Origin of the sequence: Micromonospora sp. KLBMP9576, assembly GCF_050941805.1 — a bacterium.
In the GTDB taxonomy this organism is placed as follows: Bacteria; Actinomycetota; Actinomycetes; order Mycobacteriales; family Micromonosporaceae; genus Micromonospora.
On sequence record NZ_CP194567.1, the window covers coordinates 12,419 to 26,174 of the forward strand.

Genomic DNA, 13,756 nt, shown 5'->3' on the forward strand with positions numbered 1-13,756 from the left:
TTGAATGACGGAGACACAGGCGAAGTCGGGGAACACGGGACCCTCGGCCACCCCGGTCGACGAGGAGGCCGCGAAGAGTGGCACACCAGCGACCGGCCGCGCGGCCGTGGGCCGGGCAACCGTCCCCGCCGACGCGCCTGCCCCGAAATTCACCCGGGCTCCCGGAATGACACCGCCTCCGGACAAGCCCTCCGAGGACGGGGACGCCGCTGCCAAGAGCGAAGCGGTGGGGGCCGACAAGCCGACCCCCACCGCCAAGCCGGCCGCCGCCGCACCGACGACGACACAGCCGCTGAAGGTCGGTGCCGGCCACCCGACCGGCATGACCGGGACACAGCCGCGGGTCACGGGCGCCACCGGCACCCAGCCCCGCGTCACCGGTGCCGCGAAGCCGCAGCCGGACGGTGCCGGTCCCGGCGGCCTGGGTCGCCCGGCCAACGGGGGCGGGCTGCCGCCGGGCGTCAGCGGCGCCTCCGCCGTCGGGGCGGCACGCGTCGGTGACGCGGTACGCGCCGCGCGTACGTCGGTCAGTTCCGCCGCGTCGCGCGGGCCCCGCCGGGCCCGGCTGAACCTCAAGCGGATCGACCCCTGGTCGGTCATGAAGTTCGCGTTCGCGGTCTCGGTGGTGCTCTTCATCGTCGTGGTGGTGGCCACCTCGGTGCTCTACCTGGCCCTCGACGCGATGGGCGTGTTCACCAGCGTCAACGACAGCCTGACCGACCTGGTCAGCGCCGGCGGTGGCCAGAGCGCCAACGGCTTCCAGATCACCGCCAAGGGCGTGATCCTCAGCTCGGCGCTGATCGGCCTGGTCAACGTCGTGCTGTTCACGGCGCTCGCCACGCTCGGGGCGTTCGTCTACAACGTCTGCGCCGACCTGGTCGGCGGCATCGAGCTGACGCTCGCAGAGCGCGACTGAACCACCCCGGAAGCCGGGGCACCGCCGAACGCGGTGCCCCGGCTTCCGTCCGCTCCGGGTCTGTTTCCGGGCCCCGGCCACGTCGCACCGCCACCCGGAGGGCGCTCCGGATGCCGGGGAGAGCGCCGTAATCGACTGGGTCGGCCGCGCGGCCTCCGGTAGGTTCGGAGTGGCGGCGACGGCCCGGATGACCCGGCCGACCCCCGATTTGGGGCCGGACGAACGGATGGGTTAACCTTGCTCGTCGCTACACGGGGCTATAGCTCAGTCGGTTAGAGCGCAGAGCTGATAACTCTGAGGTCGCTGGTTCGATTCCAGCTAGCCCCACCGCACAGTCGTCCGACGGCAGTCGAGCACGAGGGGTAGGCCCCATGTTCAAGAAGCTTCTCATCCTGGCCGGTGTCGTCGGGGTGGCAGCCGTGGTGGCCAGGAAGGTCAAGGCCTCCAACGACGAGCGCGCCCTGTGGCACGAGGCGACCACCTCGCCCGACCTGCGCTGATCTTCCTCCCGACACCGGCGGCAACACGTCCGCCCCGGGGGCCCTAGCTCAACTGGCAGAGCACTGCCTTTGCAAGGCAGGGGTTAGGGGTTCGAGTCCCCTGGGCTCCACCAATATCGCCTCTGATCAGGCGATTCCTCATCGCAAGATCAACGGGCGCATGCCGAGCGTAGGTCATTCTTGATCTTGCGGCCGGATGGTCGCACTGTTGGCAGGTTCCGCCGCGGCGCTCAGGGCCGAGCCGATGACGCCGCTGGGCCGTTTCTCTCGCTTCGGCAGCCAGTGCACGTACGTCTCCAACGTGACGCGCAACGTCCTGTGCCGGAGCAGACGCCGCACCTCCCGCGGCTCGACGTGATTGGTGATCAGCGTCGTGGCGACGAGGTGCCGCAGTGCGTGAAAACCGCCGTGCTTCTTGCGCCTCGCCGCACTTGTGGAAGGTGAACTGCTACGGGCGGTCGACTGGCTTTCCGTCACGGCGATACAGGCGGGCCAGCACACCTGTGTCGCGGAGCTCGACAGCGTCGATCAGCTCCGCTCCCCACACGCAGAGAGTGGCCTCCCAGGGGTGCCCGAACGTGCCGAAGCGCAGGTCTCCGCTGGCGAAGATGTGATAGTCGCCGTTCGGGAAGACCTCTACCGGCCACATGTCCGTGCGCGAATCACGCTCAACGCGATGCGGCCAGCAGCGGTACGCCGGATGCTGCCAGTCCAGGGCGTACACCCAGTCGTCCTCGGCCACGCAATCCTGCAGAGCGCCCATAACCAGCCGGTTGAGCCTGTCTTCGTCGACCGCGAAGCGCCGCAGCCCGGACCGCCATCGCTCAGCGAAGTCGTGTCGGCTGATTGCGAGATCCCAGGTCAGCGACGGGGCAGGCTCGATGATGGCGGGCCACTGCGAGGCGTCCATACTGGCCCGGAACTTGAAGCGCTCGTCGAAGCGGTCCCAAACCTGGTCGTACTCGGCTCTGTTGAGATGCTGCCAGCCGGTCACGGGTGTCGTCACCGGTAGATCCTCTCCAGACCGGCCGCAGCAGTCGAGTGACGTACCTTGCCACGGGCAGCCTGATCGTGCCCGGCCCGACGAGGCATCGGGCCGGGCGCGTCGAGTGCTCTATGCGACGAAGCGGGAACGGCGTCGGCGTCCGATCAGGTAGCCCGTGCCGCCGAGGAGCAGCAGCACAGCGCCGATGCCGGCCGCGGTGGCGGTCTCGGCACCGGTCACGGGCAGCCCGCCGCCCTCGCCGCCGGGGGCGCCCAGGCTGGTGGAGGGGGCAGGGGGCGGTGCACCGGTCGTGGTGGCGCTGGGCGTGGCGGTCGGTGCCGGTGTGGGCTGGGTGCTCCCACCTTCTGCGGCTGAAGATCAAAACATGAAGACCTTTTGCACGTCCGCCTTGAGGAATGCGCGGAGATCATCCTCGGTGCCGTCCAGCCGCTCCTGCATCATGCGGGCAGAGCAACGAAGGTGGGATGACTGTACATCCGTGATCTGATGTTCTTTGACAGGGCACAGGGTCGATTCGACACCGCGGTCAGAAAGGCGGCCATCCCCGGCGGTATCGCATGTGGATCTTGGTTTATAGCTCGACGCGGAGAGCAAGTTGCCCTGATCTGATGTTCTTGAGGCAGGGGCCAGACGCCGTTGCCCACCGACCCACACATCGCGCCCGCGCCCCGGCCGGATATCCGGCCGGGGCGCTTCCGTCGCCTGCGCCACCCCTACGCGGGGGAGGTTCAGTAGTCGATGTTGATGGCGGAGATCTGGCGGGTGCCGTTCCAGACGATTGCGGGGCCGGCGAAGCGAGAGCTGGGGTAGGTCAACGCCGCCTTGTGCGGAGGGCTGTTGAACCAGCCCTCGATCATCTGCTCGGGTGAGGATCTTCCCCCGGACGCGTGTAGGACCTCGTGGCCGCAGTGCTCGAAGGTGCCCGCGTTCAGGTTCTGTTTCACGCAGGATTCCGCGGCGCGTTGCTGCGTGGTGCCCAGCTTGACCTCGGGCAGCCCCAGCGCGCGGCGTCGCTCGTTGAGCAGCACCAGCAGACGCTGTTCCGTGGCGGAGACGCCGGTGGACGTGCTGGCGGACTTGCTCGGGGACCCGGTGGCGGACTTGGTCGGGGTCGGGCTCGGGGACTTGGTCGTGGTCCTCGGCGACCTGGTGGGGGTGGGGCTCGAGCGGGCGGGGGTCGGGGACGCCTCGACCGCCGAGGGGGAGGGCGACGCGAGCGCGGATTCGGCCGTCTCGGCGGCGGGGGTGGTGATCGCGGTCGAGGGCTGCGCTCCGCTCGCGCTCGTCGCCTGCTGGCCCGGTCCGGCCCGGTAGCCGGCGAGCGCGAGGCTTCCCCCGCCGACCACGGCCACGGCCGCGATGATGCCGACCAGGGCCTTGGGCAGGGACAGGACCGCGACGCGGGCCTGCTGCAACACCCCGGTGGTCTTCGCGTACGCCCCCGTCGGTGCGACGGCCCACGCAGCATCGGTGGCGGCGCGCACCTGGCGCGTGACGTGCCCGGCGAGGCCGACCGGGAGCGGCGTGAGCGCCAGGCCGGCCAGCAGCCGCTCGGCCGGAACCAGATCCGACGTGACGTGCGGGCAGTGCGGACAGGTCCGGATGTGCCGCGCCAACCGCTTGCGCCACACCGGCGCCGGCCGGCCATCCCAGTCGGCGGCCGTGTCGAGCAGGCCGGCGCAGCCGGGCCGGGCGACGAGGGCCCGCACCACCAGCCGGGCGGTGTCCAACTGCGCCTTCATCCGGGCCACGCGGACGGTCACGTGGTGCGGGTTCAGCTGCACGGCATCGGCCAGGTCGGCGCGGGAGAGATGACCGGCCTCGACCAGCCACCACAGGGACAGCAGGTGGCGGTGGTCGTCGTCCAGCCAGCGCGTGGCCAGGGCGACCTCCCGCCGCTGGTCGGACAGGCCGAGCCGGGTCAGGGTCAGGTCCGCGAAGTCGGAACCCGGATCGACCAGATGGTCGATGTCCTCCGGCGGTGCGGGTGTGGTGTGCCGGTGCCGTTGGTAGGCACGGACCTCGTTCATGGTGACGGCCACCAGCCAAGACCGGAAGAGCCGCGGATCGCGTACGCCCGCCAGCCCGCGCACGACGCTCAACATCGTTTCCTGCACCACGTCGTCGACATCCGCCGACCGGTTCAGTGCCCGGCCCACGATGTTGTACACCAGTGGCAGATAGTGCGAGACCAGCTCGTCCGTCGCCGCCTGGTCGCCGCGGCGTGCCGCGTCCACCACCGCCGACATGTCGGTCCTGTTCGGGTACGCGTGATCGGCCACGCTCACAACCTCGCCTTCACGAGACATCCTCGTACACCGTGGAGACTGGCGAACACCCGTCCAGGTCACACAAACTCACGGGCACCACGTGGCCGAGAGGCTCGAAGCCGGTGCGGGACGGTCCCGCCGTGCGGGCCATCGTCGAGCCAGGAGGCGGATGGCCGGGTGCCGGGCGGCCACCGCCGGCAGGCCGAACCGACCAGCGACAGCAGGATCAGTCGGTGATCGCGAGAGCCAGCAGGCCCTGGTCCAGCCCCACCAGCAGGGTGTCACCGACGGTGCGGCAGGCGAGCGCCGGATGGTAGACGGGGATCGTGCGCACCAGCCGTCCGGTGAGCAGATCCCAGATCCGCACCGTACGGTCCCGGCTGGTCGAGGCGAGCATGGTGCGACCGCCGACGGTCACCAGGCTCAGCCCGGTCACCGGCCCGCAGTGCCCGGTGAACCACCGCAACGGCTGACCGCGCTCGGCGTCCCACATCCGGATCGTGTGGTCCGCGCTGGCGGACACCAGCGCCGGCCGACCCGCCACCGTCACGCCGCACAGCGTGTTGACGGCATCCTGGTGACCCTGCTGGGTCCAGAGCGGGGTGTCGCCGCCCGCGCCGTCCCAGAGCATCACCGTGCCGCTCTTGTCCGCCGAGGCGAGCGCCTCGAAGCCCGGACAGGCGACGGTGGCCAGCGCCGTCACCCAGGCGCGGGTCACGTGCCCGAGGAGCACCCTCCGTACGCCACCGGTGTGCGGATGCCAGAGCCGGATGGCCTGGTCGTCGCCGGCCGAGGCGATCAGGGTCTCCCCGTCGACGACGACCGGGCAGACCGCCGCGACCGGGGCATGGTGTTCGGTCATCTCCAGCACCGGCGAGCCGTCGCGCGCGTCCCACGTACCGATCACGTTGTCGTCGCGGGTGGTGAGGAGCAACGGCTCCTCGTCGTCGACGACCGCGCACATCGCGTTGACGGCGCCTCCCGGCGTCTTGAACTCCAGCAGCCGCTCACCGGTGACGGCGTCCCAGAACCGCACCTGGCCGTCGGCACCACCCGACGCCAGCACGGCCGGCCGCTGGCCGGGCACGTCGCATACCGCGTGCACCGGCCCGAACCGGTCCTGGTCGGCGACGGTGTCCGGTTGGCCGCCGGCCGGGTCCCACAACCGGACCGTCCCGTCGTCGCCGGCGGTGGCCAGCATCCGGTTCTTTGCGGTCCGCAACTCGCAGACGGCACGGATCCAGGCCGCGTGCCCCCGCAGGCTGGGTCGGCTCGCCCAGGTCGGCACCTCCCACAACCGGATGAGCCCGTCCTCGCCCGTGGACGCCAGCAGGCAGCCACCCTCGACGTCGACCGTGCAGAGGTCGGTGATCGGTCCGCCGGTCCCGAGGACCCGGACCGGCCGGCCGGTCAGCGGATCCCACAGGCGGACCGTGCCGTCGTAACCCGCCGAGGCGAGCAGCGTGCCGTCGGGCGTGTGGACCGCGCAGAGGGTGGTGACCCAGCCGACGTGGCCGGTGAGGATCAGCGGCGGCCGGTCGGGTGCGTCCAGCGGCCAGATCCGGATCACGCCGTCGTATCCGGTGGAGGCCAGCAGGTGGTGGCCGGCGGCCGGCACGTACGTCACGGCGGTCACCCAACCGGCGTGACCGGTCAGGGCGTACCGCTGGGCACCGGTGCTCGGGTCCCACACCCGTACCGTGCGGTCGTCGCCCGCCGAGGCCAGCAGGTCGCCGCCGGGCAGCGGAAGGGCGCAGATGTTGCGTACCCAGTCGTGGTGACCGCGCAGCTCGTGCCGGCGCTGGCCGGTCCGCGGATCCCACAGGCCGACGGTGCCGTCGTGGCTGGCGGTGGCGACAAGCGTCTCGCCGACGCCGGTCCGGACGGCGCACACGCCACGGATGGTGTCGTCGTGGCAGGTGAAGACCTGCTCGGCCTGGTTCGTCAGCGGATCCCAGAGCCGCACGGTGCCGTCGTCGCCGACGGAGGCGAGCAACCGTCGGCCGTCGAGCTCGATGGCGGCGACGTCGTAGACGGCCTGGGAGTGTCCGTCGAGCACGCTGCGTTCCTGTCGGGGCGGGGTGTGCGCCCACCGCGCGCGGTACGGTGCCGCCTCGGCAACGATCCCGCTGCCCAGGCCGTCGAGGCGGTCGACGACGGAGAAGAGCGCTGCCCGCTCGGCCGGTTCCGCCGCGACGGCCAGCGGCGTGCGCTGCAACAGCCGGGCCCGCGCCCGCGGCAGCGGCGCCGTCGGCTCCTGCTCCGCGTCGACGACCGTGAGCAACCTGTCCAGGTGCGCGTGACACAGGTAGTCCTCGTCGGCGAGCAGCCGCTCGACGAGCCCGGCCCGGGCGGCGTGCTGGGGCAGCGACCGGAGCAGGTAGTCGGGGGCGGCGGCCCAACCGGTCGCGCCGGCCAGCTCGATCCAGGCCGACACCAGCCGGCGCTGGTCGTCGCGGCGGGCCCCCCGTGCGTCGCGGTCCGCCAGCAACGCGTCGTTGAGGGCCTGGTGGAACAGCCGGTACGCGGGCTGCGCGCCGCCGCCCGTCTCGACGAGGAAGTTCGCCGCCGAGGTTCGGGCGAAGGCGCCGAGTTCCGCCTCGGTGACCGTTCCGCCGAGGGCCGTCACCGCGGCGTGCCACAGGGACAGCGGCAGCCCCGGTGTCTCCGCGTACGCCAGGGCGGTCAGGGCCAGCCGGGCGGAGGTCGAGCCCGTCGCCGGCAGGCCGGCGAGGTACGCGTCCAGCGCGTGCGCCACGGTCGCGGTGAACGACACCGCCGCCGGGTCGACCGGCTCGTTGTCGCGCAGCGCGTGCGCCCGCGCGACGAGGCCGGCGACGAGGAAGTTCCCCTTGGCCAGGGCGGCGATGCGCCGGGCCAGCGGCGCGGCGGCGGTGGGGGCGGCGTAGGGGTTGGCCGGTCGTTCGGCACCGAGCAGCCGCAGGGTCGCCTGGGCATAGTTGACGAGATCGGACTCGGCGAAGTATTCCGGTGTGTCCAGGTCGATCAGTTCGGCGTCCTCGCCGAAGCAGGCGATCAGATCGCCGTGGTCGTCGGAGCGCCGGGTGCCGACCACCACCCGGGCCCCGTACCGGCCGCAGTCGCGGGCCAGCGGCCGCAGGATGTCGCGGATGACCTGCCGGGCGTGGTCGGGGTCGGCGGCCTCGTCGAGCGCGTCGATGACCAGGGCGAAGTGCGTGGGGCGGCGCGCGAGCTGCTCGCGTACCGCCGGCACCAGGTCGGCCGGCGTGCCGGGCAGGTCGACGGCGACCGCGCGGGCGATCTCGGTCGCCACCTCGATGGTGGTCTTGCCCTTGGCGTGCACGGCGCACGAGACCGAGCCGGGCGTGGCCCGTACGGCGACGTCGTCGGCGGGCAGGGTCGCGCGGATCTGCCGGTCGGCGGTGGTGACGATCCGGCCGAGGACAGCGGACTTGCCGACGCCGGGCGAGCCGGTGACGATCAGTGGCCGGGTGACCGGCGCCGGTGCGTCGAGCCAGGCCACGATGCGATCCAGGGCGGTGGCCCGGCCGCGGAACCGGGCACCGCCCTCGGTGTCGACCGCCACGCCCCGGGCCCTGGGTAACCAGTGCCGGCCCGCCTCGCCGTCGGTGCTGAGGGCCCATCCCCAGGCCGAGAGGGCGGTGTCGTCGGCGTCCTCGACCCGCCACGCGGAGAAGGCGCCGAGCTTCATCTCGGGGAGCTGTTCGTCGGCGTGGTGCAGCGTCACGGCCTGACCCTTGCCCCTGCCGTCGGCGGAGACGACGACGCCGACCACCGCCTGGTATTCCGGCGACCAGACGGCCCCGCCGCTGAAACCCTTGCTCAGGGCGCCGCCGTCGCCGCTGTCGATCGTGACGCGGCCGTAGCCGCCGATCTCGGTGACGGTCCCGGTGGCCGGGGCGCCGCCGGCTATGCCGACCGGATGCCCGTACGCCCAGAAGGGGCGGTCGACCAGCGGCCTGGGCTCCACGCAGCGCAGCCGCGCCGGCGCGACGGTGGCGGGCACCGGCTCGACGAGCTCGAGCAGGACCAGATCGATGTGCCCGGCCCGCCAACCGTCGTGCAGGCACTGACGAACCTCGCGCCGGTCGAAGTAGTGGACCTTCGGCGCGCAGGGGAAGGCGACCGAGAGGTCGGCGTGGAGGGTGCCGTCGGCGGCGAAGGCCACGTGGTGGCAGGTGAGCACGAGGTTCGTGTCGATGACTATGCCGGTGCCGACCGGCGCGTGCGGGTCCGCCCGGTGGAGGGCGACCGCCCAGGGGCTGTCGTCAGGGACTGCGGTCACCGGCCATCCCGTCCGTCAACGCCCCGGCCCCGCGTCGCTCTCCGGGGAGCCGGCCGCCTGCCAGTGGAGCGTGACCTCGAAGTTGGCTTCGCCGGTGGCCTTGGCGACCACCCAGCTCGCGGTCCCGGTCGCCTTGACCCCGAACTTCACCTCGACCGCGTCCGGCGCGACCGTCTTCACCTGCTCCAGCAGCTCTTTCGCGGCGGCGACCGCCGGCGCGGCGGATTCCCGCACCCAGCCGGCGACGTCGCCGAATCCGGCGGGCTGGTAGCCGGCGGGTGGTTCGATCTCGATCAGTGCGACCGTCTTGTCGTCGACCTGGTAACGGACCACTTCGGACTGCACGGTCGCCTCCGTGACGTTTTCGCAGATAAAGGGGCGCGTGGGAGGTCCCGGTGCGCGAACGGCGACGCCCCGCTCGCCGGTCAACCATGCTGCCCCCTGCCGTCGACAATTGGCAACGGTCGAACGGCGGATCGTCCGCTGACGCCCCGAACAGGTGTTTCAGTTACACCGTCCAAGCAGGACCGCTGGAGATCCACTCAATCGTGCTGTCGGCTTTTTGCAGGCCGATACGTGACCTTGCGTTCGCCGGGCGCCGTCGGCAGAATCGGCCGCGGGCACGGGCCGCCCCCGCTGCCGGAAGCACGGCCACCCCTTCGAGTCTTCGACGATCACCGTGAACATGGTGCGCGAAGACGCGCGCCATAGAGGAGCATCCGCATGTCGGAAAAGGAACTCACCCTCGTTGACCGGTGCGTTCTCATCACCCTCATGATCAAGGCAACCCCGCTGCAGCAGACCTACCTCACAAATGTCGCCGGGATCGGGATAAAGCCCGAGCACCGCCGCCGGCTGTCGTCCCAAGGGTTGATCGAGGTCACCGAGAAGCCGAGGATCATCCTGGCGCTGACCGACGCGGGATGGCGCCGGGCCGCCGAGGAAATGGGGGCGGAGCCCCCGAAGCGCGCCGGTGGTGCGGGCGGGACGCTCTACATCGCACTGGACTTCCTGCGCCGGTTCATCGACCACTCCGGCATCCGCGCCGACGACCTGTTCCGGTTGCAGACCAACGGTGCCGACGTCGCCTCGGCGGTGGCCGCACCGGGCCCGGCCGACCCGGCCCCGACCCCGCCGGCCCCGGCCCCGGGCCGGCAGGCCGACCCGGTCGCGTTGGTACGGCAGGCGTACCGGGAGCTGGCTCCCGCGCCCGGCGACTACGTCATGCTCGCCGACCTGCGCTCCGCGCTCGATGACCTGTCCCGCGCGGAGGTCGACGCCGCCCTGCTCGAGCTCAACCGGGAACGGAACGTCCACCTCGTGCCCGAGTCCAACCAGAAGGTTCTCAAGCCGGAGGAGCGGGCCGCCGCAGTGAGCATCGGCAACCAGGACAAGCACCTCCTCGCCATCTCGTCATGATGACCGAGGAGGAACGGCGCGCCCTGGCCGCACTGCGGTTCAACTGGGCCCCCACCCCGGACGACGTCTGGAAGCCGGCGCCGTTCCACGTCGAGGGCCTGCACCACGATGTGGTGCAGACGGTGCTGGAGAGCTTCCGGGAGGCGGACGGCAGCGCCGACTCCAGCCCGGTCGGCGTCGCCATCCTGGGTCAACGGGGCACCGGCAAGACCCATCTGCTCGGCACGGTGCGCCAGGAGGTGCACCTGCGCGGCGGGTTCTTCTTCCTGGTCGAGCTGCTGGAGGCCCGCGCGTTCTGGCACAGCACCGCGATGTCGATGCTCGCGAACTTCGCCAGGCCGATGCCCGACGGAACGACGCAACTGCGTACCTTCCTGCGCCGGCTGGCGGACCTGGTCGGCGCCCCGCGAGCGGTGCGCCGGGCGGTCACCGGGGAGACCGAACTGAGCCGCCCCGCGCTCGACGCGTTCGTCGACCTGATCCGCAAGGCGAACCGCCCGATCGGCACCGAGTGCCAGGACACGGCGCGGGCGCTCGCGCTCTACGCCGCCGAGCCCACCGCGATGCAGGACGTCGGCTACGACTTCCTCTGTTCCAGCGACGAGGAGGACCCCGGCTCCCGGGCCGCGTGGGGCCTGCGGCGCAGCCGGCGGGCCCCACAGGAGGTCGTCCGGGACGCGTCGCGGCTGCTGGCCATGGTCGGTCCGACGGTGATCGCGGTCGACCAGATCGACCTGATGGTCGCCCAGTCCGTGAAGGCCACCAACCAGGAGGTCCGGGGCGAGACGGACTGGCAGACGTCGTTGCTGCTGGAGCAGGTCGCCAGCGGGCTGATGGCGTTGCGGGAAACCACCCGGCGATCGCTCTCCGTGGTGTCCTGCCTGCCGCAGACCTGGCAGAACGTCAAGGAGCAGGCCACCGACACGGTGCAGGACCGGTTCCGGGAGGCCGCCCCGCTCAAGGAGATCCCCACCGTCGAGGTCGGGCGGGAGCTGATCGAGAAGCGGTTCTCGGTGATCTTCGACGAGTTGGGCTTCCAGCCGCCCTACCCGACCTGGCCCGTCCACCGGTCGGCGGTGGAGGAGGTCGTGGGCTTCACGCCCCGCGAACTGCTCCGCCGGATCGACACCCACGTCCGGGCCTGCCTGGCGGCCGGCGAGGTGCGGGAACTCCGCCACCTGCTGCAATCGGCCGCCGACCCGGAGGCCCTCGCGGCCGACCCGGCCTCGGTGGTCCACCGGCGGGCAGCCGCCGGCCAGGGAAACGAGTTCGGCAAGATCGACACCCGGTACGCGGAGCTGATCGCCCAGGCGGATCCCGCTCTGGCCGCTGCCCGGCAGTCCGAGGACGCCCGGGTGCCACCGCTGCTCCGAGCCGGGCTGACCGCGTGGATAGCCGAGCAGGGCAACGCCGTCGAGGCCTTCAGCCTCGACCCGCTGCCGGCCGGCGGCAAGCCGGCCCTGCACGCGCGGCTGCGCCACAGCCTCGACGAGGAGAGCGAGGACGAGGAGCACTGGTCGTTCCGGGCGGTGTCGGCATCGCACCACATCGCCGCGCTCAACCGCATCCGCAACGCCATCACCACCGCCGGGCTCACCGAGGGGATCGCCAAGCGGCGACTGTTCCTGCTGCGCAGCGCGCCCTGGTCGGCCGGTGCCCGTACCCGTGAGGTGCTGGAGGCGTTCGACCGGGCCGGCGGTCGGACGCTGCCCTTTCCGGCCGAGGACATCCGCCGGATGGCCGCCCTGGAGCAGCTCATCGAGCAGTACGGGCTGGAGACGCTGCGACCGTGGTTCGCCGACCGGCGACCAGCTTCGGCCATCACCTGCCTGAACGAGGCGTTGGGCGCCCTGCGCGACGCGGCCGTGCCCGAGTCGCGACCGGCGGCCGTGCCCGAGCCGCGACCGGCGGCCGTGCCCGAGCCGCGACCGGCGGCCGTGCCGGGGCCGCCGGCCGGGCCGCAGGTGGCCCCGGCGGCGCGGGTGGTCGGACGGGCACCGGTCCCGGCGTCGCCGGGTCCCGGCGACCCCGCGCCCGGCTCGGTGCCGCGGGCGTCCACACCCGTGGCACCTGGCACCGGCGGCACGCCCGCCCCCGGGATCGACCCGGGGGCCGTGGCCCTCGGGACCGTCGCCGGGCGGCCGGACCCGGTGGGCATCGACCTCGAGTCACTGCGGCGGCACACGGTCATCTTCGCCGGCTCCGGCTCCGGCAAGACCGTCCTGATCCGCCGGCTGGTCGAGGAGTGCGCGCTGCGGGGTGTCTCGGCGATCGTCCTCGACCCGAACAACGACCTGGCCCGCCTCGGCGAGGCCTGGCCGGCGCCGCCGCAGGGATGGGAGCCGGGTGATGCGGATCGGGCCGAGGCGTACCTGACCGGGACAGACGTGGTCATCTGGACGCCCGGCCGGCAGAGCGGCCGGCCGCTGACCTTCCAGCCGCTGCCGAAGTTCGCCGACGTGCTCGACGACCCGGACGGGTTCGCCGCCGCGGTGAACGCCGCCGTCGCCACGCTCGCCCCGCACGCCCGGGTGGACGGCGGCACCGACAAGGCCCGGCTCGGCCGGGCCGTGCTGCGCGAGGCGCTGATCAGCTACGCCCGCACCGGCGCCAACGACCTGCGCGAGTTCGCCGAGGTGCTCAACGACCTGCCGGACGGGGTGAGTCAGCTCGACAGCGCACCCAAGCTGGCGGTCGGCATGTCGCAGCTACTCAAGGCCGCGCTGATCAACGATCCGCTGTTCGGTGGTGTCGGCACCCCCGTCGACCCCGGCGAGCTGCTCACCCCGGCGCCCGGCCGGCGGGCCCGGGTGTCGGTGATCAGCTTCGTCGGGCTGCCCGAGGACCAGCGCCCGAGCTTCGTGAACCAGTTGCAGCTCGCCCTGTTCACCTGGATCAAGCGCCATCCGGCCGGCGACCGGCCACTGGGCGGGTTGTTCGTGATGGACGAGGCCCAGACCCTGGCGCCGTCCGGCGCCTTCACCGCCTGCACGGAGAGCACCCTGGCGCTGACCTCGCAGGCCCGCAAGTACGGGCTGGGCCTGGTCTTCGCCACGCAGGCGCCGAAGGCGCTGCACAACCAGATCCCCGGCAACGCCGCCACCCAGTTCTTCGGCCTGCTGACCGTGCCGGTGCAGATCGAGGCGGCCCGGGACGTGGCCAGGGCGAAGGGCACCGACGTGCCGGATATCGGCAAGATGCGTACCGGGCAGTTCTACGCCGGGGTCGAGGGTGCCCGTTTCGTCAAGATGCAGGCGCCGATGTGCCTGAGCCACCACCCCCGCAGCCCACTGACGGCCGAGGAGGTCATCCAGCGCGCCGCCGACCCGGCGGCGACCCCAGGCCACGGGGCCTGAG

Annotated in this window: 9 protein-coding genes, 2 tRNA genes and 1 pseudogene; 6 read left to right on the plus strand and 6 right to left on the minus strand. The window is 72.2% G+C overall.

Annotation, left to right across the window (positions count from 1 at the left end; translation table 11 throughout):
* Positions 1-4 precede the first annotated feature (4 nt).
* The 4 genes from ACQ452_RS00050 to ACQ452_RS00065 all read left to right on the plus strand — a co-directional run bounded on the left by ACQ452_RS00050 (position 5) and on the right by ACQ452_RS00065 (position 1,529).
* On the plus strand, positions 5-916 hold the full coding sequence (locus ACQ452_RS00050) for a DUF3566 domain-containing protein (RefSeq protein WP_433388922.1): 912 nt from the start codon (positions 5-7) through the stop codon (positions 914-916).
* A gap of 253 nt (positions 917-1,169) precedes the next feature.
* Positions 1,170-1,243 (plus strand) — tRNA-Ile (locus tag ACQ452_RS00055).
* A 44-nt stretch (positions 1,244-1,287) separates the two neighbouring features.
* A complete protein-coding gene (locus ACQ452_RS00060) occupies positions 1,288-1,416 on the plus strand; it encodes a DLW-39 family protein (protein WP_433388924.1) in 129 nt (42 codons plus the stop codon).
* A 37-nt stretch (positions 1,417-1,453) separates the two neighbouring features.
* Positions 1,454-1,529, plus strand: a tRNA-Ala gene (locus ACQ452_RS00065).
* A 61-nt stretch (positions 1,530-1,590) separates the two neighbouring features.
* On the opposite strand, the gene ACQ452_RS00070 is transcribed toward ACQ452_RS00065, so the two are convergent.
* From ACQ452_RS00070 to ACQ452_RS00095, 6 genes and pseudogenes are all read right to left on the minus strand, one after another.
* On the minus strand, positions 1,591-1,893 hold the full coding sequence (locus ACQ452_RS00070; protein WP_433388926.1) for a tyrosine-type recombinase/integrase: 303 nt from the start codon (positions 1,891-1,893) through the stop codon (positions 1,591-1,593).
* Positions 1,865-2,422 carry a DUF2716 domain-containing protein gene (locus ACQ452_RS00075; RefSeq protein WP_433388928.1) on the minus strand — a complete coding sequence of 186 codons (558 nt, stop codon included), beginning with the start codon at positions 2,420-2,422 and terminating at the stop codon, positions 1,865-1,867. The genes ACQ452_RS00070 and ACQ452_RS00075 overlap by 29 nt, the downstream gene beginning before the upstream one ends.
* 108 nt (positions 2,423-2,530) lie before the next feature.
* A pseudogene (locus ACQ452_RS00080) lies at positions 2,531-2,746 on the minus strand (LPXTG cell wall anchor domain-containing protein); the annotation flags it as partial.
* Positions 2,747-3,150: 404 nt separating this feature from the next.
* Positions 3,151-4,704, minus strand: a complete 1,554-nt coding sequence (locus ACQ452_RS00085) for a sigma-70 family RNA polymerase sigma factor (protein WP_433388929.1) — start codon at positions 4,702-4,704, stop codon at positions 3,151-3,153.
* A 214-nt stretch (positions 4,705-4,918) separates the two neighbouring features.
* The gene (locus tag ACQ452_RS00090; protein ID WP_433388931.1) at positions 4,919-8,980 is read right to left on the minus strand and encodes a trypsin-like peptidase domain-containing protein; all 4,062 of its coding nucleotides are present in this window, start codon (positions 8,978-8,980) and stop codon (positions 4,919-4,921) included.
* A 15-nt stretch (positions 8,981-8,995) separates the two neighbouring features.
* Positions 8,996-9,325 (minus strand): CU044_2847 family protein, encoded by a 330-nt coding sequence (locus ACQ452_RS00095; protein ID WP_433388933.1) that lies wholly within the window; start codon positions 9,323-9,325, stop codon positions 8,996-8,998.
* A gap of 378 nt (positions 9,326-9,703) precedes the next feature.
* On the opposite strand from ACQ452_RS00095, the gene ACQ452_RS00100 reads away from it, so the two are divergent.
* The gene (locus tag ACQ452_RS00100; protein ID WP_433388934.1) at positions 9,704-10,399 is read left to right on the plus strand and encodes a hypothetical protein; all 696 of its coding nucleotides are present in this window, start codon (positions 9,704-9,706) and stop codon (positions 10,397-10,399) included.
* A complete protein-coding gene (locus ACQ452_RS00105; protein ID WP_433388935.1) occupies positions 10,396-13,755 on the plus strand; it encodes a helicase HerA domain-containing protein in 3,360 nt (1,119 codons plus the stop codon). Before ACQ452_RS00100 ends, ACQ452_RS00105 begins: the two co-directional genes overlap by 4 nt.
* The last annotated feature ends 1 nt before the right edge of the window (position 13,756 follow it).

What these genes read in the sequence shown, in the direction of transcription:
- ACQ452_RS00050 (WP_433388922.1), top strand. Translation starts at nt 5, where the DNA reads ATGACGGAGACACAGGCGAAGTCGGGGAACACGGGACCCTCGGCCACC.
- ACQ452_RS00060 (WP_433388924.1), top strand. Translation starts at nt 1,288, where the DNA reads ATGTTCAAGAAGCTTCTCATCCTGGCCGGTGTCGTCGGGGTGGCAGCC.
- ACQ452_RS00100 (WP_433388934.1), top strand. Translation starts at nt 9,704, where the DNA reads ATGTCGGAAAAGGAACTCACCCTCGTTGACCGGTGCGTTCTCATCACC.
- ACQ452_RS00105 (WP_433388935.1), top strand. Translation starts at nt 10,396, where the DNA reads ATGATGACCGAGGAGGAACGGCGCGCCCTGGCCGCACTGCGGTTCAAC.